The 26017-nt window shown below is 47.3% G+C and carries 22 protein-coding genes; 9 read left to right on the forward strand and 13 right to left on the reverse strand.

From position 1 onward, the window contains the following. Window positions 1–210 precede the first annotated feature (210 nt). The 3 genes from AXFE_RS09270 (at window position 211) to AXFE_RS09280 (ending at window position 4560) form a co-directional block, all read left to right on the forward strand. Entirely contained in the window at window positions 211–1056 is an 846-nt protein-coding gene (locus AXFE_RS09270; protein ID WP_052605584.1) for a glycosyltransferase family 2 protein, read from the forward strand. Next, the gene (locus AXFE_RS09275; protein WP_052605585.1) at window positions 1057–3888 is read left to right on the forward strand and encodes a glycosyltransferase family protein; all 2832 of its coding nucleotides are present in this window, start codon (window positions 1057–1059) and stop codon (window positions 3886–3888) included. Between the two features lie 237 nt (window positions 3889–4125). Further along, on the forward strand, window positions 4126–4560 hold the full coding sequence (locus AXFE_RS09280) for a hypothetical protein (RefSeq protein WP_052605586.1): 435 nt from the start codon (window positions 4126–4128) through the stop codon (window positions 4558–4560). Between the two features lie 227 nt (window positions 4561–4787). On the opposite strand, the gene AXFE_RS09285 is transcribed toward AXFE_RS09280, so the two are convergent. Then, window positions 4788–5279 (reverse strand): GtrA family protein, encoded by a 492-nt coding sequence (locus AXFE_RS09285; protein ID WP_052605587.1) that lies wholly within the window; start codon window positions 5277–5279, stop codon window positions 4788–4790. A gap of 174 nt (window positions 5280–5453) precedes the next feature. Between AXFE_RS09285 and AXFE_RS09290 the strand changes: the two genes are divergently transcribed. The 5 genes from AXFE_RS09290 (at window position 5454) to AXFE_RS09310 (ending at window position 11826) form a co-directional block, all read left to right on the forward strand. Next, window positions 5454–6428 carry an NAD-dependent epimerase/dehydratase family protein gene (locus AXFE_RS09290; protein WP_052605588.1) on the forward strand — a complete coding sequence of 325 codons (975 nt, stop codon included), beginning with the start codon at window positions 5454–5456 and terminating at the stop codon, window positions 6426–6428. A gap of 512 nt (window positions 6429–6940) precedes the next feature. After that, the gene (locus AXFE_RS09295) at window positions 6941–8491 is read left to right on the forward strand and encodes a circularly permuted type 2 ATP-grasp protein (RefSeq protein WP_052605589.1); all 1551 of its coding nucleotides are present in this window, start codon (window positions 6941–6943) and stop codon (window positions 8489–8491) included. Then, window positions 8488–9453 (forward strand): alpha-E domain-containing protein, encoded by a 966-nt coding sequence (locus AXFE_RS09300; protein WP_052605590.1) that lies wholly within the window; start codon window positions 8488–8490, stop codon window positions 9451–9453. The genes AXFE_RS09295 and AXFE_RS09300 overlap by 4 nt, the downstream gene beginning before the upstream one ends. Continuing rightward, window positions 9450–10298, forward strand: a complete 849-nt coding sequence (locus AXFE_RS09305) for a transglutaminase family protein (RefSeq protein ID WP_160291802.1) — start codon at window positions 9450–9452, stop codon at window positions 10296–10298. The genes AXFE_RS09300 and AXFE_RS09305 overlap by 4 nt, the downstream gene beginning before the upstream one ends. 55 nt (window positions 10299–10353) lie before the next feature. Further along, complete coding sequence (locus tag AXFE_RS09310; protein WP_052605592.1) at window positions 10354–11826, forward strand: FGGY-family carbohydrate kinase; 1473 nt, start codon at window positions 10354–10356, stop codon at window positions 11824–11826. Between the two features lie 529 nt (window positions 11827–12355). Here AXFE_RS09310 and AXFE_RS09315 read toward each other — a convergent pair. From AXFE_RS09315 to AXFE_RS09360, 10 genes are all read right to left on the reverse strand, one after another. Continuing rightward, window positions 12356–13009: an ACT domain-containing protein gene (locus AXFE_RS09315; protein ID WP_052605593.1), complete on the reverse strand. Its 654-nt coding sequence runs from the start codon at window positions 13007–13009 to the stop codon at window positions 12356–12358. Between the two features lie 99 nt (window positions 13010–13108). After that, window positions 13109–13705, reverse strand: coding sequence for a LysE family translocator (locus AXFE_RS09320; protein WP_052605594.1), 597 nt, complete (start codon window positions 13703–13705; stop codon window positions 13109–13111). Window positions 13706–14108: 403 nt separating this feature from the next. Next, window positions 14109–15293 (reverse strand): aminotransferase class I/II-fold pyridoxal phosphate-dependent enzyme, encoded by a 1185-nt coding sequence (locus AXFE_RS09325; RefSeq protein WP_052605595.1) that lies wholly within the window; start codon window positions 15291–15293, stop codon window positions 14109–14111. A 745-nt stretch (window positions 15294–16038) separates the two neighbouring features. Beyond that, window positions 16039–16965: an ROK family protein gene (locus AXFE_RS09330; protein WP_052605596.1), complete on the reverse strand. Its 927-nt coding sequence runs from the start codon at window positions 16963–16965 to the stop codon at window positions 16039–16041. After that, window positions 16965–17432, reverse strand: coding sequence for an SRPBCC family protein (locus AXFE_RS09335; RefSeq protein WP_052605597.1), 468 nt, complete (start codon window positions 17430–17432; stop codon window positions 16965–16967). Before AXFE_RS09335 ends, AXFE_RS09330 begins: the two co-directional genes overlap by 1 nt. Before the next feature lie 210 nt (window positions 17433–17642). After that, entirely contained in the window at window positions 17643–18824 is a 1182-nt protein-coding gene (locus AXFE_RS09340; protein WP_052605598.1) for a glycosyltransferase family 4 protein, read from the reverse strand. A 336-nt stretch (window positions 18825–19160) separates the two neighbouring features. Beyond that, window positions 19161–20177, reverse strand: coding sequence for a tRNA epoxyqueuosine(34) reductase QueG (queG, locus tag AXFE_RS09345; RefSeq protein ID WP_160291803.1), 1017 nt, complete (start codon window positions 20175–20177; stop codon window positions 19161–19163). A 101-nt stretch (window positions 20178–20278) separates the two neighbouring features. Continuing rightward, entirely contained in the window at window positions 20279–20560 is a 282-nt protein-coding gene (locus AXFE_RS09350) for a DUF4031 domain-containing protein (RefSeq protein ID WP_052605600.1), read from the reverse strand. A 3-nt stretch (window positions 20561–20563) separates the two neighbouring features. Beyond that, on the reverse strand, window positions 20564–21334 hold the full coding sequence (locus AXFE_RS09355) for an FAD-binding oxidoreductase (RefSeq protein ID WP_052605601.1): 771 nt from the start codon (window positions 21332–21334) through the stop codon (window positions 20564–20566). 316 nt (window positions 21335–21650) lie between these two features. Continuing rightward, complete coding sequence (locus tag AXFE_RS09360; RefSeq protein ID WP_052605610.1) at window positions 21651–21875, reverse strand: hypothetical protein; 225 nt, start codon at window positions 21873–21875, stop codon at window positions 21651–21653. A gap of 524 nt (window positions 21876–22399) precedes the next feature. On the opposite strand from AXFE_RS09360, the gene AXFE_RS09365 reads away from it, so the two are divergent. Beyond that, window positions 22400–24190 carry an exonuclease domain-containing protein gene (locus AXFE_RS09365; protein ID WP_052605602.1) on the forward strand — a complete coding sequence of 597 codons (1791 nt, stop codon included), beginning with the start codon at window positions 22400–22402 and terminating at the stop codon, window positions 24188–24190. Window positions 24191–24202: 12 nt separating this feature from the next. Here the strand turns inward: AXFE_RS09365 and trpD are convergent, their stop codons facing one another. Both trpD and AXFE_RS09375 read right to left on the reverse strand, forming a co-directional pair. Beyond that, window positions 24203–25276, reverse strand: coding sequence for an anthranilate phosphoribosyltransferase (gene trpD / locus AXFE_RS09370; protein ID WP_052605603.1), 1074 nt, complete (start codon window positions 25274–25276; stop codon window positions 24203–24205). 219 nt (window positions 25277–25495) lie between these two features. Beyond that, window positions 25496–26017 (reverse strand): group II intron maturase-specific domain-containing protein (locus tag AXFE_RS09375; RefSeq protein ID WP_320408781.1); only part of this gene is annotated, 522 nt, incomplete at its 5' end.

The following is a 26017-nucleotide window of genomic DNA, read 5'->3' on the forward strand; positions in this document are numbered from 1 at the left end:
AGAGCGCCTTGGGGTCACCTATACTAGAGAGCAGGCATTTATTGCATTACTAATTCAATCACAACTATATCTCAGCTTCAAATGTTTCGATGAAGGTAACTGATATCTCACAATTGACATCTCATTTTCGGTATACGAAACACCATTGAAGATAGGTAAACTGAAGATCTGGCGGTCAAAGGAAGATTACGAAGGCGGACGGATCTGTATATGAAATTTCCAAAGACTCTAGGCAAGCTTGCGGTTGAGCGAGATGAAATTGAGCAAATCATGCATCAGCAATTTTCGTCGATGCTCCCTAACGGCACTCATTCTCCATATCTCATCGTTATTCCAGCCTTTAACGAAGAAGAGTCCCTCGCCTATGTAGCTTCAAAGCTTCCCGAGGAAATAAATGGTCATAGGCCGATGATAGTTGTCATAAATGACGGATCTACCGACAAGACAGAAGCCATAGCTAACCAATTGGGGCTAAATGTTATCACTTCTCCTATAAACCGGGGTCAGGGCGCATCGCTACGAACAGGTTACTTAGAAGCCATCAGCGCCGACTTTGAAGTTGTAGCCATAGTGGACGCAGACGGACAGTGGGACCCAAGAGACCTTGAAGCCGTCATGAAACCAATCATCACGCGAAACGCTACGATCTCCCAAGGCTCAAGAAGTCTCGGCGAAACGCGTGTCGGAGATCGATTCAGAGACTTTGGCGTCGTCTTCTTTGCGAAGTTAATTCGTCTTCTAACAAAGACAATGGTAACCGATACGTCAAGTGGCATCAGGGCAATGTCTGTAGAGATGCTCAAGGAGCTACGGTTGAACCAACCGCAATACCAGTCCTCGGAACTTCTGATAAGTGCATTGATCTCTGGCGGCAAGCTCGCTGAAGTTCCAGTTGTGATGGAACCCCGTTTCGGCGGCGTCACGAAGAAGGGCAAAAATCTCAGATATGCATTTTCCTATAGCGCAGTGGTGCTAAAGACTGCCCTTAGAGAGCACTTCATCACCAGCGTCCTAGCTCATACCAAAACAGCCAGAACGCAACCGGAACACGTATAATTGCGTTATCTGCGTGTTCGCCAAGACCAATACCGAGTCCTTAGCTTTGGGCTTATTCTTCTTGGCTTATATTTAGCTATAAATGGTCTGCCTGCCCTTTTGGGCCATCCAGTAATCGTATCAGATAACCTAACGCAAAATAACCCGCTTAGATTTCTTGCCGGTGAGATCTATCGAAGTGGGCACCTACCAACCTGGAATATCTTTGCATGGTCGGGTACGCCGCTACTGGCGGGGTTCAACGCTGGAGTCTTCTTTCCTCTCGAAGTTCTCTACCTAGTCCTTGCCCCAGTCCCAGCCTTCATAATCTTTATCTCTATCTTAGAATGCACCTTCGCAATCGGGATGCTCCGCCTCTTTGAGCGACTGCATTTCAACCCTCAAGCCTCAAGAATAGTTGCCTTTTTTGCGCCAATTTTGAGCTACTTTGCCTCGCAAAGCGTCCATCTCGATATGCTTGGCGGCCTAGCCATGCTCCCATTCATGGTTAGTGCAATATTGCGACTTTCGGAGGAACCAAGCGCTAAAAATTCACTGAGGCAAGGTGTCATCTTTGGCACCTCATATGCACTAGTGGTTCTTTCCGGAGCACCAGAAGCGATGCTGTATGAGGGCATCTTTGTGGCTTTGGTCCTATTGATGGTGGCCATCTCCTTCAAGATACGAGTCAAACGCCTGGTCACCTTCTTGGCGATTGCAGCTTTAGTGGCGATTCTACTTTCCAGCGCACAGTTGATACCGGGTTACTCCTTCATCACAGCATCCCAAAGAGGCAGCCACCCTTTCAACTATGCCGCCGCAGGACCCTTCTATCCCATCTCATTTATCTCCCTTATCGCACCCTTCCTCTTTGGCGGACCAGGATCAGTCCTACCCAATTATTTTGGGCCATATGTCTTTGAAGAGATCACCATCTACATCGGAATTATCTTTTTAGCGCTAGCTATCTGGACCCTTCTCAGAATCATCATCCCTACAGGATCCATTTCTCCTGCAATAGATCTTGGAAGCGAGGAGCAACAAACTAGGCGGTACCTTCGGATTCTTACAATAGCAGCTGTGATCTCCACACTATTGGCGCTAGCGGCTTTTACTCCGCTAGAAAGTCTCATGCTTTATGTGCCAATCTACAATCGCCAGCGACTTCCTTCAAGAAACATCTTCGCATTAGACTTTCTTCTGTCCATCTACAGCGTCCCTGCTCTAAGTAATCTTTTTGCGAGACGTCGAATCGATAAAACACTATTTTGGATCGTCGGCGGTCTCGTAGTCGCCATCGCCATGGCCAACGGACTTCTTTTAGCCTTCACCAAGACATTCGTGGCCGCAGTTGACGGTGGCGGTAGGACGCACTACCCACTCAAAGCCATCCTCCTGTCAAGTCTCTTCGAGATCCTTCTCTTAGTTGGCTTTATTGGCATCTTTGCCACAAAGCGCCCGAGATTAAAAAAGGTAATCCAAAGGAGGCTTCTGGTAGGGCTTTTCATCTTGGATAGTGCTGGATTTGCCTTTCAGAGCTACCTTGGAGAACATACTCCGACTAGTACCATAATGGCAACCAACTCCTACGCCAAAACTTTTGCCAACATCGTCAAAAAAAGCTATGGTCGCTATGGACTTTATGACCCCAACCTTTACTACTACGGCGACCTCCTAAAGATCGGAACGCCCAATCTCAACGTCTACAATTCGATCTCCAGCATTCAGGGCTACTCATCTCTATCTTTGGGAAACTACGAGGCCGTCACTTCGTCTCATCAACAAGCCAGCTTCGATCCCACGCTATTGGTATCGCCGTTGGGTAAAGCAATCGCGCTTTCCATTGTCGCTACGGGATCGCTATATCTAAATAACTTCAATACAGGTAGCCCGAATCCCGTAACAATTCCAAATGCATCACAGATGACCCCAGGGCTAACAAACTCGCCACTTACCACGGTGCACGAGTCTAACTTTGTTGGACAGACGATCAAAACCAATCGAATCTTGATAGATTTCGCAGTTTTCAATCCTGCCACAGGATCGCTAGAAAACTCAACCACGCTCTACGATCGTTCTATAAAGTCGATCGGAGTCTCGCTAAATGGATCGAAGAAGATCCACTATGGCCGCTTAACATCACAATCGGCCATTGGCACCACTGGCATTATTCAATACACCTACACCTTAAATCAACCGACGACCTTCAATCAAGTATTGGCAACGCAAACCATACCAAAGAGTGGAAATCTTGGCCAAAGCATCGAAGCTGGGATCTCGTTTCCAGTGGCAAATGGCTATATAACGCTAAATTCACCCCTGACGCAATATCTGACTCCACAACATTACCATTTAGTTACCACGTTGGGAAGCCTAGAAATCTACCAAAGAAACACCGCTCCTCTAGTAACGATGCCTGCGGTTGCAAATCCATCCAATCCAAGTGAATTTGCCGCACCACCTATTGTCAATGCGTCGAATATGCCTCGCCTGATCGCTTCATCTATAAAGCTTGATGGTTCTATGACGTACAAGTTCTCTGCTAGCAAACCAACTGTCGTTACAATATCTCAAACCTGGGCCAAGGGATGGATGATAGCAAACCAAGCAGCTAGCGGTTCGAGTGGGTCACAAGCTATGCCTGCCCAAGAATGTGGGGTATTTATATGTTTTAGCATTCCTGCAGGAGTAAGCAATATCCACGCATCCTACAAACAGCCCCATTTATCTCTAGCCTTGGCCACTTCCGGCCTTGGGCTAATCCTAATAGTAGTCCTGTTGCTACTTTCTAAGGATAGCGATAGCGGTGAATCAAAACGAACTAAGAACAAATCGATCAAAAGACAAAAATAACCACCAAAACCCTGGGCGATTCAGGCATACGATCCAGAAAATACTTTCCTAGACCCACGGCAATAAAAGAGGCTCGAGCCGACATTGCAGTAATATCAAAGAAATATCATGTCTAAAAATATAGGTGGAAATATTTCTCGACGCACACTAGAGACGAAGTGCTAACGACACAACGATGCACCAGGATGGACTTAGACGCACAAAGGCACAGCTAAAGACGATCTGCTGTAGACGATATTGGTAAAGCCCCGAAAAAAGCCTCCTTTTAGAGGTGAATCGGACTGGGCAACTAGCAGGGTTGCCAAACTTTCAAGCAATCCGCTGGGTTCCATCCTCACCGAAGTTCTCTCCCGCCTGCGTCATAGAGCCAAACCAAAGAAGGATTCTCATCTGCAGGCCTCATTGGACAGAGGCGGCGATAAAGAACCTTCGGTACAATCTCGAATTGGGACCTACGATATAGAGACCCACAACCACTCCACACCAGCCAAGTGTCTCCTAATTCCAGCGTGTAGATCAGTCCATACGGACAACCAACGTAGAGATAGCTTTGGCTGGCGCAATCCCTATTCGGAGCGCAACCGGCAAGCTGATACAGATCACATGACCGCCTTTGAACATCAAATCAAGATCGACGATTCCCATGGCACAGCAAGAAAGACCCTTGAATAGAGTCGCCTAAGCCGAGTGAGTGGAAAGCCGAAATTGATAGTCCAGCTAACGACGACAACATAACCCTAAGGCCAAATCATGACAACGCAAATTGTCCCCAGATAATGGCTGTGGGGATACAGCGAGATCGTTGTTAGAGAACCACACAAGATAACAGATCGCCTGGCACTGCCTTCGAAGATCTACCAAGACTTCAAAGACTAAAGCCACACTCAAATTTAAGACTACTAGTTAGAGGTGTCGACCACGGGTTGGCTCTTTTTTTGGTCGCGTCCAAAGAGAAACTTCCTCAAGAAAAAGTATTTAGCCACCCAAAGTACAGCAAAGGCACCAAAATAAGCTCCATCTACCCAAATTATCTGAGCCAAACGACTATTTCCCACAATGCTACGATGAGAGTCTGCAAAGTCTGACGACCAGGTGGAAGCGACAAGACCCAAAACCGCCATTATAAAGTATGGAACCACCTCAGAAAAGAAGTGATTTCTCTCTTTTTTCTCAAACGCCCAATAACGATTTAAAAAATAAGAAGGAACAGCGCCGATTAGGGTGGCGCTAATGGACGAATACTTAGCACCAAGGATCGATAGTCCATAAAGGGCAAGAAATGCAAGCTGTGAAATAACTGCCGAAATTACCGAGGTGAGACTATAACGAAAAGCCTTTTTACCTTCTTCAGTCTTGATCCATGCCAAGAGCGTCACTATCCGCCTAATCACAACGATTATCCTAATGGTAAGTGCCGCATTTGCTCAAACGAGATAGCCTCGCTAGGAAAGATTTAACGTTGCTATAACCAAAGGGCGCTAAAGATTCGATCTAATAACCGAAAAACAAACGGGTAGCATCGACCGGTAAGACTAGGAATTGTCAGACAGACAAAGGGAAACCAATTGACTAAACGAATTATAGTAACAGGCGCCAGTGGCTTCATAGGATCCCGAATTGCACTTCGCTTTCGAGATCTGGGCTACGACGTAATAAATCTGGATCGCAACGATCGAGATTTGCCAGGAATTCAAAGTGTCAATTGCGACATTCAAGACTTCGATAGCGTTTCAAAAATAGTCACTAAAGGTGTCGATGCGATAGCGCACTTCGCTGCCAAGACATCCGTACTTGAGTCGAAAAAAGACCCTATGGGCTTCTTCTCCACAAATGTAATCGGTACTCAAAATCTACTCGAGGCCGCTCGCCTTGGAGGAATCACGACCTTTGCCTTTGCATCTACCAATGCCGTAGTAGGAAGTTCAAAACCCCCAACTCAAGTCCAAGAGAGCAACGGCGCCATTCCGTCGCTGAGCGATTCCTCCACAGTGGCCTCCAATGAACTTCTCAGTGAGAAAAACGTCCTTTATCCTCTCACGCCATACGGAGCCACTAAGGCGGCCAACGAAATGCTAAGCGCCTCATATCAAGACTCATACGGAATGACTGTCGCTCCACTTCGCCTCACCAACGTCTATGGAACCGACATGTTCAAGAAAGATTCGATCGTTCCCCGTATCATGCGCTCCCTTTTGGGAGGTCCACCATTGGAAATCTACGGCGATGGCTTGCAGTGGCGAGATTACGTATACCTAAGTGACGTGACCGACGCCTTCGAGCTAGCAATTACCCGCAATTGGGTTGGCCCCGTCTCAATTGGCTCAGGTGAAAGTTTTAGCGTAAAAGAGATAATAGATTTCACCCAAGAGGTAACAGGTATAGAGGTACCAGCGAACTTCGGCCCGGCTCGAACCGGAGAGATGCGCGGTGTCAAGGTAGACATCTCAAAGGCAAAGGCACTCGGGTATGCCCCTAAAGTGGATATCAGACACGGTCTCAAAGAGGTCTTTGAAGATTTTGCAAATAAAAAAAATAGCTAGAATGTCATCTCTTTCAGGATGGCCTTGACTTGTATCTAGAGTCAATGGAGCCAAGGATACTTCGGCCACAGTCTTTTTTATCAGCTATGTACCTTATTCTCAATCCTTGGCTCTTACTGTCCATCTCGGCCTATCTCGACTTCGCTCAAAATTCAAGACAAATGGCGCGACCACTTGGCCTGCTATGCCCAAAAAGAGCCACTTTAAGAGATCAACATTGACAACTCAAAAGGTGGCTTAAGGCCATTGGTTAGCTCATTCGATGAACATGAACCGCAGGCGTCGCCTCGTCTGAGCGCGATAGAAATTCCACTGTTTTTAGCGCCCGATTCCACTGAAGTGATAAATCAACAGCTGATTAGTTCGCTTTGATTCCAAGAACATCGAGGGAGAATTTCGCCAACTTCCTTGGACAGGGGGAACCATATAGTCGAAAGACCTCTACTCGTTATAAAACAGAAACAATTCTCCCTGAAAACGCCTAAAAAATCGGCTATCTTTAAATAGCTATAATGGAAAGTCCACTTCAGAATTATTCACCGCGTATCGGCATCTTTGACGAGATGAAAAACGATTCAAAAGACGGCATTGACAACTGGGGTCTATTGACACGAGCAATCGAATCCATGGGCATAGATAAGCTCAAAAGGCGCACCTTGGAGTGTGAAGAAAGCTTCAAAGCCAGAGGCATAACCTTCTCACTCGGTGGCCAGGAGCGAACATTCCCACTGGATCCAATTCCAAGAATTGTCACCTCCACCGAATGGCGCAGCGTTGAATTAGGACTAACGCAACGGGTTAAGGCGATCGAAGCATTCCTAGACGATATCTACGGCGCAAAAGAGATACTAAGGGACAGAGTTATCCCTCGCCGTTTAATAGTCGGATCATCCCAGTATTCGCGCAAAGCTGCAGGAATCTCCGGGCACAATCAAGTTCGAATAACAGTTGCTGGCCTTGACTTGATTAGAGATGAAACTGGAAAATTAGTAGTTCTCGAAGATAACATTAGGACGCCTTCGGGGATCTCCTACGTCCTTGAAAACAGAAGAGCAATGGCCCGAATCTTGCCAGAACTATTCGAAAGCTACGAGATTGAACCGGTTGGCGACTATCCTTCAAAACTCCTATCAGCACTACTCGATCAGGCCCCAGCTGGGGTAACTGACCCTTTAGTAGTCGTATTGACACCTGGCGTTTACAACTCTGCATATTTTGAACACTCATTTCTGGCGCGCCAAATGGGTGTTCCTCTAGTTGAAGGCAGAGATCTATTCTGTCGAGGCAATGAGGTCTTCGTCAGAACCACAGAAGGTGACCTAAAGGTAGACGTAATCTATCGTCGAATCGATGATGAATATATTGACCCTACCCAATATCGCCCAGATTCGCTTCTGGGGGTTCCTGGCCTTTTGAATAGTGCACGTGCATATAACGTAGTTGTAGCCAATTCGATCGGCAATGGAGTGGGTGACGATAAGTTGCTTTACACATATGTACCTGACATAATCGACTACTACCTACATGAAAAGCCCATCCTATCCAATATTGATACCTATCGCCTGGAAGATCCAGACGCAATGAAATATTCCCTTGAAAACCTCGACAAGCTGGTCATAAAACCGGTGGACGCGAGTGGAGGAAAAGGAATAGTGATCGGCCCATCTGCAAGCGACCGCGAACTTAGTGAAGTAGCCGAGGCAATGACAAAAAATCCTCGGGGATGGATAGCTCAACGCGTCGTCAACTTCTCCACGATACCTACGATCGTCGGTTCCGGCCTTGCCCCAAGACATGTGGACCTTCGACCATTCATTGTCTCTGGTCCAGATGGTCGTTGGGTAGTACCAGGAGGACTTACGCGTGTCGCACTGCCAGAGGGATCCATGGTGGTAAATTCCTCACAAGGTGGTGGGTCCAAGGACACCTGGGTGCTTCGAGATAGACACAATAGAGATCGCATTCACATTGAATCCCAAGCTACATCCGCCCTAGCTTTAGCCGATATTGACATCCTTTCATCAATTCCCAATTCGGGCCAGTCAAAGGCACAATTACAGTGAAAAATCGCTTCAACATTGTATTAGCACGGACCGCCGAGTCGCTCTTTTGGATGGGACGCTATCTAGAGCGATCAGAGGCAACGGCACGCCTTTTGGATGTCCACCTACACGATCTAATCGGAACTACCACAACTCAGCAAAAACGGTGGACCAACGAGATTCAAGCGATGGTCGCCATGGAACAGATCGACGAACCATTCGAAGCACTAGCAATGAGACTCTCAATAGATCGAGACCATCCAAGTTCCATAATATGCTGCATGGAAAAGGCATGGGAAAATGCGAAAAGCGCTCGAGATGCGATATCCCTGGAACTTTGGGAGTCAATAAACGTAACTTACTCACGCCTATTACGTACATTCATTACCGATCTCGGCCATTCGCCTCACGCCTATTATGCCTGGATCAAAGATCGATCAGCGGCAGCCCGAGGCCTAGGGGACACTACCATGAATCGTGATCAAGCCTGGCTATTTCTGCATATGGGAAGGGCCATCGAACAGATTGACCTGACGACACGCCTACTGAGAGTAAAACTTCTAGATCCAAATGAAGAGGACTGGGTAGTTGTATTACGGTGCATCGGAGGTCACGAGGCCTACATACGAGCGGTTCAACGCCCTGTGGAGAAAGAACTGGCAATAACCTTTTTACTCCGAGAGACTCTTTTCCCCAAGTCGGTTCTCTATCTAAACCTTCAGCTCGAGAGCGCGCTTCTATCTCTATCTCGCAATATCAGGGATCTAAATGCAAGCGACATTATACCTCCTTCGCTCGCAAGGCTCATTGCCCGTCTGTCATATCCTCGTGTTGGCGAGATGACCGGTAGTAGCCTCTTGGAGAGAATCGATGAAATCACCGAGACTCAAAGCGATCTCTTCAACCTATTCAATTCAACATTCTTTTCCCCCCTTCGAGATCTGTCAAAAGCGATTCCCCAGCGATCGGAGGTTTGGATTTGACCTGGCGTCTTGAAATAACCCACAAAACAAGGTATCAATACCAAGAGCCCGTTTACTCTAGCTATAACGAAGTAAGAATGATTCCACGATCTGGTGGCAATCAACTCCTCCTTTCTTCTTTGGTAAATGTCTCACCTCGAGCGACTCTTTACACCTACCGCGACTACTTTGGGACAGCGGTCACAGCCTTTGACTTCCACCGAGTGCATGATCACCTTGAGATCACCGCCGAGTCCCATGTGGAGGTACGGAATTACAGTGGCCCTTCATCCGAAGTCTCCTGGGACTTCATTGGATCTGAAGCAATTCAAGATGACTTTGCCGAACATTTAATGGTGACCCCCTACACCACCGTGAGTGCCGACCAAGCGAGCGAGATTCGTGATTTAGTAAGAGGCCAATCGACACCCATAGACGGCCTAAATAGAGCAATCGAATGGATCACTGAGCATCTTTCCTACCAAAGCGGCATTACCTCGGTCCAATCAAGCGCTGCCGATGCACTAGCTGTTGGGCTCGGAGTATGTCAAGACTTTAGTCATGCCACAACTGCGGCCCTTAGGGCCAGTGGAATTCCAGCCCGCTACGTCTCGGGCTATCTTTTTCCCGGTCGAGACCCAATCGTAGGCGAATCATCCATCGGCGAAAGTCATGCATGGGTCGAAGTTTGGCTCGGAAGATGGATCGGAATTGATACCTCCAACGCAGTCGAACGCACAGATCAACGGTACGTTGCTGTGGCCAAAGGACGCGATTACAGCGACGTTCCTCCGTTTAAGGGCATCTACTTTGGAGGTCAGTCCTCTACCCCATTTGTGACAGTTACGATTACTCGCCGTCAGTAGGTTCATAGTTAAAAAACCTACATCGCAGGCACTTCATTAGACTATCGTTTATTCCATGGATCTTTTAGTTGCTTTAGATATTGGAACATCTTCGGTACGTTCAATCGCTTATGATCTCCAGGGACAAGCGCAAGCGGCCTTTGCGAAAGAGATCGGCCTCTCTTTCCCAGAGCCCAGGTATGTAGAACAAGATCCAGCTGAAATCCTCAGTGCGGCCCTTGAAGTTCTCAGACTGCTCGAGAACGAGCTCAAAAAAATGCCAGCACGAGCAATTTCCATCGGCATCACCAATCAGAGAGAGACTGTAATAGCCTTCGACTCTGAGAGCGGCAAGGCTTGCTACAACGCGATCTCCTGGCAAGACGGTAGAGGTTTAGATCTCTGCAGTGACTTAATCGATCAAGGTCTGTCACCCCTCATACGGCAAAAGACCGGCCTTGAGCTCAACCCCTACTTCTCTGCAACAAAAATGACTTGGCTGACGAAGAACGGTTATCTTGCAAGTGCCAGAAGGCCAAAGCTAGTAACCGTTGACGCCTTTATTGCCTGGCATCTGATGGGGGCAAATCCAGCAATCGAACCGGTTACTGATCCTTCGAATGCCTCGCGAACACTCCTTTATAATCTAGATTCGCTGGCCTTCGACGAAGAACTAACAGAAATCTTTGGCATTGACTTCAAACACTTGCCAAACCTTGTAAATACCGCTGAGATAGCCCTTGCGATCGCCCCTGGTATGCCGTTTTCCGGAGTCACCATTGGTTCGATAATCGGTGATCAACAATCGTCTCTCTTTGGTCAAGGCATGATCACGCCGATGTCGACAAAGGTAACGCACGGAACTGGAACCTTCGCAGTTGCAAACGTGGGGCAAAAGCGTATCTCACCCAAGACAGAGGTTCTTGAATCGATAGCCTGGAAGATTGGCGATCAATCACCAACCTACTGTCTAGAAGGGTCTATATTTACTTCGGGTGTCGTTATGCGTTGGCTCCGAGACAGTCTGGGACTTATCTCGAACTACTCTGAGATCGACACAATGGCTTCCTCTGTGCAAAGCAGTGACGGTGTGGTTGTGATACCAGCCTTTCAAGGGCTTGGCGCTCCATATTGGCGGACCGACGCTCGGGGCGCAATCTTTGGAATCTCGACTGCTACTACCCCAGCCCATATCATCCGAGCTAGCATCGAAGGCGTCGTAATGCGCACCCAAGAGGTAATCGAGGCGATGGAGAGGGCCTCTGGATCAAAGGTGGAGACCCTAAGTACCGATGGAGGCTTGAGCACAAGTAATTTCGTATGCCAACTCCAAGCTGACCAGACACGAATTCCTACTGTACGAGCCAAAGCCTCAGAGGCAACTGCCTTTGGAGCAGCGCTTTTGGCGGGTATCTCACAAGAAGTGATTGACCTGCCTCAGGTAGCCGAGATAACAAGGTCAACTTCTACCTTTAACCCTAGCCCAAGCGCCTACAGCGCTAAGGCTAGAAGGGAAAACTGGAATAAATATATAGCAAAGATCCTCTAGCATATAGACTTTGGCCACCTCGCAAAGACTCATAAAGATACAAAAACCCGCCGCGAAGCTCAACGAGGAAATATCGCCTTGGGTGCCCGATAAAGCATAAATCTACGCCAAAAAAGCGCCTTCAGCGATTAAGATTCTTGAAGAGTATCTTGACTTTAGACGAGATCTAATTGTACAAGGTATCTTCACACGACCTAAGACTGCCTTTAGGTTAGAGTTGATCAACAACCCACCAAGCAAGATGCACAACACAATTTAGGCGGTTATAGAACCCGAGTTAGCACTTGGTTCATTAATTGATTGCCGGGCGAAAGTACCTTTTGAAATCCTATCTAGTTGGAAAATCATTCGATTTGCATATATGGCATGAGCCATGGCGGCTCGTTGTCTCTATTTATTAGCAAAGCCCAAGGGCAATCGGTAAAGAATTTAAAGCATTGGCCACAAAAAAAGTGACTACATGTCAAAAACGGATAGCAAGAAGTAGCACACCCTAAATCTGGATAGCAAAAACTACCTAAACCTAAAGTCAGAGCGATACGAGTCTTAGAAGCTTGGCATGCTGACCACATATCCGAGCAATCATCCAAATCTGAGATCTCTCTAGAGCTCTAAATGGTCGCCCTTCGCGCGCGACAACAAACTTCAAACCGTCATAGTCCAGACCATATAGCATGATCTCCTCAGAACCTGAACTAGAGATATCCAGAGTTCCACGCGCACTTCCGCCTAGCGCGTATGCGCATATCCAAGTCAAAGGCGGTGCCTGACCATTGAGACCTGTCACTATCTCTTTTTCAATATCTACAACGCCGCACCAAGTAAGTTCAAAAACCTCTAGGACATTCTTAGTCAAAGACATAAGCAGGGAATCAACCTCCTGCTCGTCTATCAACCTCGTAGCTATCTCCAGTGGCGCTAGGCGGATATCATGCTCGTCGTGTGGCCACGGTCTAACGTCTTCCACATCTACGCCATCGACCTCATGTATCTCCCTAATCACCAAATCCAAAAGGTCAGGGTTCGAGATCTCGACGATAATTTCATCGATAGCCTTGCCACCTCCTCGTTCTAAAATCTCTATTCCGACAAGATCGCCCTTTACCGAGCCAATTCGTGATGCAACTGCACCTAAGGCGCCGGGTCGATCATCCAACCATATTCTCATCACATATTTAGCCACGATTTAAAACCTTATATCCCTACTATTACGAACAGATTTCACCAGCCATCGCAAAACGGTGAATCTTGTTCATCAATACCAACCCCTTGATGGTTAGTCTTATCCGCCAAAGATTAAGAGACTGACTCCCATCACAACAATCAAAAGACCCCCGGCGCCACTTAGGTTAGCCAGTCGACGGCTAGAACCCGAGAGCCAGCCTCTAAAGGTACCTGCTAAAATACCATATACGCTATCGGAGATGAAGCCCATGATCCCAAACTCAAGATTATAAGCTAGCATCTGCCAGCTGAGATTCCCATAACGTGAATTTGCGAACTGAGGCAAGATAGCGGCCATGAAGACAGCCGTCTTTGGATTGGCAAAACCAACCCAAACACCCTCTGCAATTACCTTAGCCATGGGCATTTGGGTGGTACCATCTATCTCAACATTTACCCTATCGTGTCGATGACGCCAAGTTCGAACTCCTAAATAAGCAAGATAAAGAGCGCCGCCTATCCTTAAAATCGTTCTTATTGCGGGAGAGTGAGTCAATATTGCCCCCACTCCAAAAGCCACAATAGAGCCCTGGACAAACACTCCTACCGAGTTCCCTAGAACTGTCCCCACAGCAGCCCTAGAACCTAAAGCTATGCCTCTTCCGATGGTAAATAAAACACTTGGACCAGGAACAACGATAAATACAATCGCCACCGCTCCAAAAGAAACAAACTGCGAAACTGAAATTACTCGTCCACCCTTTTACAATAGAGGCCACAAAGCAGTCAAAACCGATACTAAAGCGCATTAGCCAGGTGATCTACTCGAGTAACTCACCCAAGTGCGCTGCTCGATAGTGCGTCAGTGCCGCCATCAAAGAAAGCTACTGCACAGAACCGATCTATTCAAAAACCAAAAAATCGATCAATCATTTACCCTTTTCGAACTGCCAGGCAAAACACCCCATAGATCAATTCCTTAGTTAAAAGGACCCCAGCTGACTCTAGAGGTCGAGGCTATCCATAGATGATTAAGGCTTGTATCGCCCTGGCTAGAGCAAATCTATCTGACCGTCTGGAAGCACCCTGGTTCACCACCCGGCACATCGGCTCGAACTCTAAAGTTTCACAAGGGCTCGCTTGAGATTTCTAATTCCTTGGGCAATCCTAAGCTCGTTTTCAATCAGCGCAAACCGCACGAAGCCTTCGCCACCAGGACCAAAACCATTGCCAGGCGAGGTAGCCACATTTGCCTGAGTCGCTAAAAATTTAGCAAACTCAAGCGATCCGTACTCCGCATACGGTTCTGGTATCTGCGCCCATACGAACATAGTCCCGGCTGGCTTTTGTATCTCCCAACCGATCTTGGCTAAACCATCACATAGCGCATTTCGACGTGCTAGATACTGAGCATTCACCAGTGGCGGATATTCATCCAACTCATTTAAAGTCACTGTTGCCGCGATCTGAATCGGTTGAAATGCCCCGTAATCAAGATAGCTCTTCAACTTGGTCAAGGCAGCAACGACATCCTTATTGCCAACCATAAATGCAATCCGCCAGCCCGCCATCGAGTAAGCCTTGGTCAGAGTGTAGAACTCGACCGCGCACTCCTTAGCTCCTTCTACCTGCATAATCGAAGGTGGCTTGTACCCATCAAAGGCGGTATCGGAATACGCAAAATCGTGAACAATAATCACCCCACGTTCGCGAGCAAAGTCTACCAACCGCTTCATCCATGGTAGATCTACGCACATTGTCGTTGGGTTATGAGGAAAGGAGACAACGATTACTCTAGGCTTAGGCCAGGTGGACTCATATGCCTCCAGCAAGTTCTCCCAAAAAGTTTCGGGTGACGACCCGGGCTCGCCCAAACGAACTTGACGAACCTCCGCACCCGCGAAGAGAGGAGCCCAAATATGAATGGGGTACGATGGCGACGGCACTAATGCTGTATCTCCCGGTCCCACAAGGACCCACATCAGATGAGAGAGACCCTCTTTGGCGCCAATCGTGGCAACGACCTCAGTATCGGGGTCAATCTCTACGCCATATTTTCGCAAATAGAGGCTAGAAACCGCACGCCTCAAATTGGGGATACCCTTCGAAGAAGAGTAACGATGATTCCGCGAATTATGTGCCGCCTCGGTCAACTTTGCGACTGCGAGCTCGGGAGAAGGTATGTCTGGATTTCCAAATCCTAGATCAATTACATCTTCGCCAGCACGGCGCAGATCCTTCTTTATCGAATCGATAATCCCAAAGACATACGGGGGCAAACCATTAATTCTGCGAAATTCCATTGTATTAGTTTAGTATGGTCACTTTTGATCGTTCAGCTTGAAAATATGGCTGAATAATTATAAAATCAACTCTAAGGAGGTCCATCCTCTTGTCACATGCCCCCCCAAACCCTTATACGACCAAGACTGCCTCATTAAAGTATGATTAGATGGCGACCATCAAACAGGCCCACGCATACAGAGACGGAAATCCCCTGCGAGCATCATTACGAATCACCGATAAAGAGTTCTAGGTCGCCACGTTCAACTCTTCCTCAAAAACTCATCTTTGTGATCCCCTGGGTTCGCTCACCCAGGAAAAGACTAAGCCTTTTGGGATAGAGCCTTTTCGGATAGATAATGTAATCTGGAATGGGTCACCACAAAGCAACAAAAAGTAGAAGAAGGTAACCATAAACCTGGAGGCCCTCAGCCACAACCAAAGAATCAAACCGCTCAATCGCCTTGGGAAAAACGCTAACCAAAAAGACGCCACAGGTAAAAGACGGGTGTCTACTATAGATTTAGGGTTCGTCTCGAGACGGCCAACTGACACCTTTTGTGTGGGGGGGGGCAATTGCATCATCGCAGGGCTAAAAGCTTTAAGAATTCACAAAGCTCAATTCACAAAGCTCAATTCACAAAGCTCAATTCACAAAGCTCAATTCACAAAGCTCAATTCACAAAGCTCAATTCACAAAGCTCAATTCACAAAGCTCAATTCACAAAGCTCAATTCACAAAGCTAGGGAGTTATGGATATGAGGTTACGCAATTGCAGCCGCGCCGATAGCGCCGGCCAATGGTCCAAATTCAATCGCTTGAAAGACAATATCTTGCCTAAGGCGATCGCTGGGCATCGCCAAGAGATAGGCATGGTTCAACTGTTCCTCAAAGAGATCAAATGAGGCAGAGACTCCTCCGCCTATCAAAACCATCTTGGCATCTGTTGCCTCAATTAAGTTAGAGATGACTACTGCCAAATAGGAGCAGAACTCTTCAACAATCCGATTTGCGACCAAGTTGGTAGCAGCAATCTCAAAGATACGTTTGGTCCATGTTATTGACGTTGCGTCCGCATCATCGGGTATTTCATTTAGACGGCCCTGCTCCATAGCCCGTCGAGCTCGTGAAGCTAAAAAACTACCCGATGCATAGACCTCCGCACAGCCACGTTTACCGCAGACGCATTGGTCTCCGCCTACGGCAATCACCATATGTCCAAATTCACCTGCAAAACCTCTAAAACCCCGTCGCAGGTTTCCATCTTCAACGAGCGCACCACCGATACCCGTACCAATAGTCAAAAGCAGAAACGAACTACCGTGATTCGCCATCGCAGTTACAGCTGCGCAGTTGACGTCATTTTCAAGATGAACTCTCCACCGACCTGCACTTTGTATCTCGTTTTGAATGTCCATGCCAACGAGGCTAGGAAGATGAGCACAGCTTTGAATGGCTCCGCCTGGGGCTATCAAAGCGGGCAAGCCGACACCAACGGCCTCGATCTGTCCTGGAACGATCTTGGCGGTCATACATAGGCGCCCAATTACGTCCATCATCGCCTCCCCTAGCCACTGTCCATGAGTGGGGGCAGGCACGAAGCAAGAAGCAACAGGCTTCAAATTTTGATCGACCAAAACTCCAGCGAGTTTTGTCCCGCCCAAATCAAAGCCAACCCTAAAAGATAACACTAATGTCGGTTTGCGCCGTCATGATTCGTCTTTGCCTCTACGCGCGTCTTAAGATCCTTTAGAGCACTATGGACAATCTTTGCCTCGGCACGACGCTTCACGAACCCTGGAATTGGCACCAATAGATCAACTTCTAGAGAGTAACTTACCTCAGTCATTCCATCCTTGGTTGGAGTAAAGAGATAACGACCATCCAATTTAGATGTGAGGTCTGCCTTCTCTTGCGACCAAGTTATCGTAGGAAGATCCGAGTCACCATATGAATAAATCAAGGTGTATGCAGCGCTACGGCCAAAGGCAGCTGCCCTGAAAGAGACGCGCTTGCCGCGATTTAATTCATCACGCTCAAGTACTTCAACAGACTTGATATCGCCAGCCCACTCTGAATATCGTTCAAAGTCAATCGCGATGTTGTAGCAATCGCCAGGACTTGCTGCTACAATCGCGGTCTCAACAGTCTTGTCCATAAAACACCTCGCCGTTCCAGTTTAAACCTATTGGTCACACATCAATAAACATTGAGCGGACTCTTACATATCGCTGATAATGACGCTTCATTAATCACGCCAAAGCTATCATAATCAATTGTTTCAAAAAAAACCTGTTACCAAGGACCCTTGTTTGCCAAAATATCTCTATATCTAGCAAACAAGACCCTACCACACGACCGAATAAACCTATAACTGAAAATATTTACGCCATTTATCGGCAAGCATCTCATAGTTGAAGTCCCTAAGCGACCTCTCTCGAGCCGCCGACGAGACTTGGCTGCGTAGATTAGGATCTTTATAGAGTTCAATGATCTTTTGTGCAACAGCCTTGGGGTCTCTTTGATCTCGCAGAACAAAGCCAAAGCCTTGGCCTCCAACTGCTTCTGCTGACCCCCCGGAATCACCGGCAATTATCGTAAGACCCGATGCGGCTGCCTCTAAAAATACGATGCCAAACCCTTCTTGTTCTAGTCCAAACCACCGGTTGTAACAAAGCATCGAGAAGAGGTCGGAAAGTTGATAAAAACTCACCAATTCATCGTTGCTCACCCGTCCAAAGAATCGAATTGGCGCAGAAGACTCCTTTGCCAGCGCTTCAAGTCGGCGACGTTCCCTTCCATCTCCTGCTATCGCCACCACCAGGTTAGGTATCTCTGCCATTGCCAAGGCCGCAGCTGAGATCAGGACATCCATACCTTTTCTAGGGACCAAGCGTGAGATTGAAAATATGACAAATGCGTCATCTGCAAAGCCATATCTGACCCTCAACTCCGCCTTTTGTGATTTGGTCGCAGGTTCAAATCTCGCACTGTCTACACCGGGATAGACTACTGTAGATTGGGCCATTGCTTGTGGGGAAAGCACATTCGAAAGAGCATCTAGGGTGTAGTTGGCACACGAGATCGCCCCCTTTGCGCCCGACAGAGCTTGCTTGACCAACGACCTCAAAACAGGAAGTCGAGCGGGAATAACCGCCTCAGCTCCCCAAAGAAGAATAGTTACATCTCTATCGATCTTCTTGGAGAGCATCCCAATTGGTAAAATTGGATTCAGTGCTACGCTTTGGGGATTCATCTGATCAATGAGGTCCTCAAGGGTTCGTACAAATGATTTAGTAGGTAGCAGATTCTTGCACCTAACCCTAATTACCTTAAAGGGCAACCCACTGTCAAAGTCATCGTCCCCCGGATAGTGTGGCGTTATGACCGCGAACGATTCAGGTGGTAGTCGCTTGTAGATCTCAAATAATGCGTTTTGGATTCCACCTACCTTGGGAGGAAAGTCGTTGGTCACCAAAAAATGCCTCACAGGCGCTAGCTTTTGATTCGCCTTCCAGCTAAGGGACTTTTTTGAGCGCTTAAAGGTCACATTCCTCCATTGAGATACTTGCGATTCGATTACTTTTTGGTCTCAGTCATGATAATAGGTCTTTATCTCAAAAGGTGAAACAAGATGAAAATCCTTCGAGAAGTGCAATGAGCCAGACGCATGATCAAAGGGAGCTAAAAATTATCCGAATCACCCTGGAAAATCTTCCACAGTCTAGCGACTTCTGAATGGGCTACTTTGTCCTAAGCACACCTCCTAGCTCCGGAAGAAATCCGAAGGACAAACTGCTCGCTATTCAAACTACTCGATCTCAATTTGAATAAGAGCGCGCACCACAGAAGGTACTGTCGCTTTCGGGACTGCCACTTCGAGAAACTAAGTAAGTTGATCTAGGGCCCACTTGGCATGCTCCACCAAGATCAAATCGTCACTTTCGCAGTAGTTCCTCAAGACCTCTAATACCCTGTGCAACTCTTGGAGCTGTAATGCTTTAGAGTTTCCGAGGCCTACTAAGGCATTGCGCCGTAGAATATTTACGTCCCGCTTGTAGATATAAAGGTGAGAAAACCGCTCCAATAATTCCTGATCGCCGAGGCCTAAAATTGCTATAAGATCGGAAACCACCTCATCCAAGTGAGGTTCATTAGCCTTCAGTTTCGCATTGTAGGGACATACGTCTTGACAGATATCACACCCATAGATTCGAACGCCAATGCGGCTCCTCAGGGCAGGGTCAATCCCTCCGGGTCGCTGAAGTACCCAAGATATACACAGCCGTGCATCGATTGTGCCGTTAGGGCCAATGGCAGAGGTGGGGCAAGCTTGAATACACGAAGTACAACTCCCACAACCCGTAATCCGAGAGCGCTTTGGCGACCTCTCAATCTCAGCATCTGTAATAATGGTTCCAATTACGACAAAACTTCCATGGCCTTGTATGGAAAGCAGTGAATTCTTTAGATAGATGCCAGAACCACTTCGCACAGCAGCCTCTTTGTCGACAAGCGCGTTGGAGTCCATGACAACTACAGCCTTAAACCCTTTAGATCGAATCAATTTCGCCAAAGTCTCAAGGCGATCCCGCAAGATCGAATAGAAGTCGCTCCGCGCATATTTAGCAATTGGAGAGGAAAATTCAATCGCAATTTCCGTGGATGGATAATACGAAAGACCAAGAGTAACCATGGAACGCGCACCATCTAAGATCGCCGAGGGATCGGTCGATCGTTTAGGGTTTCGATAGGTGAACTCCATGGAATCGGCTAGACCGATCTCCTTGCGATCTTTGAGCATTACCAAGACATTTCTAAAACGCCTTATAGGTGCCACCCCAAAGCCAATTAGCCCCAATTCCAGAGACTTCGCCTCAAGTTCTAAATAAAGTTCCATCATTATTTCCGCGCAACAGAGACGATTGGTCGACCACGACATCGCCAAATCGATCTTCAAATCCAGTCAATTTGCTATCCACGTGCCTTGAGTGATTACAGGTACTAGGAGTGACCGCCCCTGTCTCTTTGCTTTGGACTTAGTCGAAGTCCAGATAGCTTCAACCGTCGCACAAGCTCCCTAGAATCCACTTGTTGTGCGCCTAGTTCCAGGGCTGCGTCTATCAGAAAGTCCGGAATGTCATAGTGATCTCCTTGGAAAGCGCGTTCAGGAAACCCAAGCATGAATGCAAAATCGTGTAGTTCCACAAGCGAATGATCCGAGATTAAATGCGCATGCATCACCCCACGAAACTCCCACATTGGTCTATCCACCAAGATGGTCATAGATCAATCGTATTTTTCCGTACGCACACCATCTGGGTCCATTCCCAACCGAAGAAGAATCTCTTCAGAGAGGTCTACCACCTCAGGAGGCCCACATATATAAGCAACGCGAGCGGATACTTCACCATATATCTCTTCAAGCATTTGAGCGTCGATGCGACGATGGTATCTCGCCCTAGCGTCATCCGGATCACGCGTAAATGAATGGCTCACCTCTAGCCAGTCATATTCGGCGCTTAGTTCCTCTAACTCCCGACCATAGATAACATATTCGTAACTTTTGGACGAAAAAAGAAGATGCATAGGAATTGAAGTACCCATAGCAATTTGATATCGAATCATGGCCATCAAAGGCACAACACCAGAACCTGCCCCAATCAAAAGCACGGGACCACCATCACTTTGGGTCCAAGTAAAAGCACCGTAGGGCCCACGTACCTCCAAAAGGTCTCCCGGTGCCACTTGTCGCACCAGAACCGGCGACACCAGACCTCCTGGAGTCTCCCTGATGCCTACCTCGATTATTGAGGAATCCGGGTGCGGAGATGATCCGATTGAATATGCTCTTTGAATAGGGCGAGGACGACCTTCAATTGGAATTCTAATATTGTAATACTGACCTGGAAGGAACGGATCCGCCTCAGGCACTGCAATTCGAAGGGTATTTGTCTCTGGTGTCTCGACAATAATATCGGTGACTTTGGCCATCTGCCACGGCTTTGGCTTGGATCGCTCTTTCTTAGTAGTCAACTCTACAGTTAGTTCGCTCGCCATCTATTCCTGCCCTAACTCAATTCTTCAATACCTACCATGGTGAACAAAGGCCATACTTGTGGCCCAAGTCCGTAATCCACCACGCCAGTAATTAACACTATCTAGATGTTATTAATCCTAAATGAATGTGAAAACTTTCGATCGCAATCATGACCAATGTCATCATGAATCTAACAACTTAGAGATAAGCCGTCCCTGACGGCTCCTCATGGTTCTCTTTGATAAATAGCTTCCGACCAATACACAGGCTAAAGTCTTGGCAGCGCTTTAGTAGCAAGCGAGATCTTTCACCTAATTTGAGCTCAACCTAGAAAAGTCACTGCTCTATAGATGCTGCAACTTCGGCACTATCGTCGACTACGGACTTATTCGAACCACACCATCGGCAAGTAACCGACTCTACAACAAACTCCAAAACCTCACGAGATTCGATACCAAGTTCTCCCCCAAGGCTGTAATGGAAGAAAGACTTCGATCGCTCCGAAGCTACAACGTCAAATCTGGTCTTATTGCCACAGTTATCACAACGATATTTAGGCATTTGAACGGAACTCATAGTGGCAAAATCTTCGTTTCTATCTAAAAATAAACCTGTAAAATAGAGACCTTTTAAGGCCTCTGACGTGTCGCTTCAACTAGGAGCAGCGCCAATCGAACTTCAAAGCACGGCTCTGGGGATAACCGCAAAATAAGCGAAGAGGACCAAAGCGCCTCAAATCTATCATTGCGATGCCACCTACTAATAACTCGAACCCTTCAAACTTCGTCAGAAATGCTCTTATCTTGAGAAGAACAACCGTTCAACAAGAGTCATTACAACTCCGCAGTTCGAATCAAGGGTACCTCGAAGTCCTACAATCAACGCAACCAAGATGAAACACTACACGACCTTTCAGTCTAACCGCCAAATTGAAACTCGTGAAAACTTTGATCCATAAAGCGACGACGACCAAGCCAGCTACAAAAAACATTTGCTCCAAATGCGAAAAGCTATCAAGACTTTCATCTGACTTGGCTCCACCAACACCATCTCAGATATTACAAGCCTAAGATATTGTCGTACGTATGTTCTATCTAGATATCACCGGGACGCAGACAATGCAACTTGAATTTCACCATCAAGATTCCTACCTCGATAAAATCAAGTTTCTAGTGGTCGACGTCGAGACCACCGGCACTTCAGCGATCGACAACGAGATCACCGAGATCGCTGCCGTTGTGGTCCAAGGAGGTAGGGTGATTGACTCTTACGAAACTCTAGTGGCGATAAAAGGAGAGATCACTCCATTTATAAGCGAGATGACAGGCATCCGACCTGCAATGCTTGAGCGAGCACCCTCGCTTGAAGAGGCTATAACTCGCTTCTATGAGATGACAGAAGATACCGTGGTTGTAGGCCATAACGTAAGGTTCGACCTCTCGTTTTTAGGTGCAGCGGTCTCGAGATATTGGCCAAGTGCCAAGATTGATAACGCGACAATTGACACTTTGACTCTCTCCCGACGGCTCTTGCGCGGTGAAGTTCCAAATTTCAAGTTGTCCACTATTGCTGGTGCCCTAAAACTTGATCACCAGCCAGCCCATAGAGCTATGGCTGACGTACTTGCCACCGTGGATCTACTTCATCTCCTCATCGAGCGCTCGTCGAGCTATGGAGTTGTCTTTCTGGAAGAGTTTGAAGCACTGCCAAATCTTATAGGCGACAGGCATGCCAAAAAACTTAGGATTTGCAACTACATTCCAAGAAAAACCGGAGTCTACTGGATTGAAAATCAACTCGGAGAGGTCAGCTATGTTGGGAAGTCAACCAACCTCAATGAGAGGTTTCGTTCCTACTTCAATTCAGACAGTAGAAAAAAGGTAGACCCCATGCTCGGCTCATTAGCCTCAGTAGGCATTGCGACCACTGCCACGGAACTTGAGGCCCTACTTCTTGAGTCAAAACTCATTGCTGAGCTACGCCCTCGATTTAACTCTTTGGGAAAAATTGAGGCATCCAACCTCTGCTATATTGAGCTTCCTATAAATAGGAAGTCCACCAAAGGCAAGACGAACAAATTGCCAATACGACGATTGAGTAGTCCCCAGTGGTCATCCGATAGCCAAGCGATTGGTCCTTTCCGATCTTCTGCATCTGCGAAACTTGCCAATTTCGCGTTGCAGTCGATCTTAGAACCCAACCTATTCTCGCGAGATAATACAAAAGAAGATTTTGATATTATCACAGGAATCACTGAACTTTTGACATCCCCAAAGCCAACAGCGCCAAATGGTAAATCAAACGAGACGCTACGGATTCTACAATACCTAAGTCACCACCTTCACATAAAGATGATGACCCTAGCCTCATCATGTGAATTCGAACGAGCCGAGTTGCTCCGCAGGGGTTCCGATTATCTAATCAAAGGTATCCTTCGCCAATGGATAACCTGCTACCTCCAAGAGATCGAAATACTTGAGCTTTACGCTTCCTCACAAGACGTTCGTCTGCTCTTGAGCTTCGGGCAGATAGATATATCCGTCAAAGAGATAAAAAAGATCTCCACTCTAGCAGGAAGTTCTCAAATAAAAATTACATCAGGCACACCGCTACCAAATAGAGGCGATCATCCGCCAAAGCTTGCGCGCCCAAATGGTACACCCGACCCTGAGACGTTTGATGAACTATGGCTACTCTGGAAGTACATAACAAGGGTCAATGATTGGGAAGTCCTTACCACGTCGACTCCGCTAGCACTACCGACTTTTCTTTCGCACCGTTCATTTTCGCCAACTTCTAACAAGAGGTACGACAACGCTAATCCAAGGTACCCACTTCTCAATGGTGCCTCAAACTTGAAAATGATCCTTCGCTAGTCGCAGGAAAAACTATGACATGTTGGAAGTGGCAATAAATCCTTCAAGGGTTCTTTTAGCGCGACCCGAGTCAATGAACTCTCGAGCCATCTCAATTCCGTCGGCGATGGAGCGTGCTCCCCCACCAACGTAGATTCCTGCCCCAGAATTTAACACTACGATATCTCGCACCGCGCCTTGCTTGCCATCTAAGCATTCAAGTAGGATCGATGCGTTGTAGCTTGCGTCACCCCCGAGAAGCTCTTTTGGATCGCATCTGCGAAGACCAAAGTCCATAGCATCCAAAACATACTCGTCAAAAATTGCGCTCGAATCTCCGTCGCGGGTAAGTTCTACAACATAATTTGGCGAAGTTGTTGACAATTCGTCATAGCCGTCATAGCTGTGGGCCACGAGAGCATGTTCTGATCCCAATTTGGACAAGACCTCCGCCATCGTCTTTAACATTGAACCATTGAAGACGCCAACTACCTGCCGCTTGGCTTTGGCTGGATTGACTAGAGGCCCCAGAAAATTAAATGATGTCGGAACGCCAAGTCCCCGTCTGACGGGAACTACATTTGCCATTGCCGGATGATATCGAGGCGCCAGACAAAAACCAATATTTGTCTCATCTAAGCAACGACGTACTTGGGTGGGACCCAAATCTATTCGAACACCCAAAGCCTCTAGGACGTCAGCAGAACCAGAAAGCGATGATGCAGCTCGATTTCCATGTTTTGCCACCTTAATTCCACTAGAAGCCACAACGATGGCCGCCATAGTTGAGATATTGACTGTGTGTTTTTGATCACCACCGGTACCGCAGGTATCTATCAAGTCATGAGGATAGTCCAACATGACTGCCTCATCAACCATGGCATTCGCCATGGCTGTCATCTCTTGGACGGTCTCTCCCTTGGCTCGAATCGCCACCAAAAACGCTGATGCAATAATCGGACTGAGCTCTCCATCAAGCAACGAAATCATCGCACTGTATGACTCTTCATAGGTCAAAGATTGACCCGCCATCAAGGTTCCGAGGATATTTTTCCAATCAATTGAAGGACTGGAAGCAGAACTACTAATTTTTGAACCCTGGGACATGAATCCAGACTAACGGTTTTATGCAAGTTGTTCATCCAAACTTTCACGCCATGGCTTATTTGTGCCATGAAAACCAACGTGGAAGGCTCCCAGTTGCCCCAGAGGGCCTTTGGCCAATGGCTAAAGCAGCCAATTGGTGCGATTTTCCGGGAATTTGTCGAGTGGCGGGGAGGAACTTCCCCTCCCCGCTCTCACAGAACCGTGCGTGAACCTCTCAATTCACACGGCTCCTAGCGAACCGACTTTTGGTATTACCCCAAATGACCAGTGAGCCCAAAGATTGGGTTCACGTTCGGCTATTTGAGATAGGTATTTCCAAGCATTTGCTCGTATGCTAAGTCGCCTGTACTTTTTGCGTGCCCATCTAATCAAATAGATATTGATACGACGGAGGAGTTGGCCTAATCTGGATTTGTAGAAGCGTCCATAGTAGTTGATCCAGCCTAAGATCACCGGGTTGTAAAGCCTGGCGAGTTCGGCTATGGTTTGGCCTGTTTGGAGGTGAATACGAAACCGCCTAAGTTCTCTGCCCATTTCTTCTACCGCTTTATCTGAAGCCGCTGGCAGGAAGTTGTTAAACTGCTGCTTGAACTTATTGCGGGCGTAGCGTGGTGCAAAGGTAAATCCTAGAAAGTCAAAGCGTATTTGTTCGAACTCTCCTTTACGGTTGGAGTCCTTACAATAGACGATTTTGGTCTTTTGTGGATGTAACTCCAACTTGACCTGCGTCATTCTCTGACC

This window comes from Acidithrix ferrooxidans (assembly GCF_000949295.1).
GTDB lineage: Bacteria > Actinomycetota > Acidimicrobiia > Acidimicrobiales > Acidimicrobiaceae > Acidithrix > Acidithrix ferrooxidans.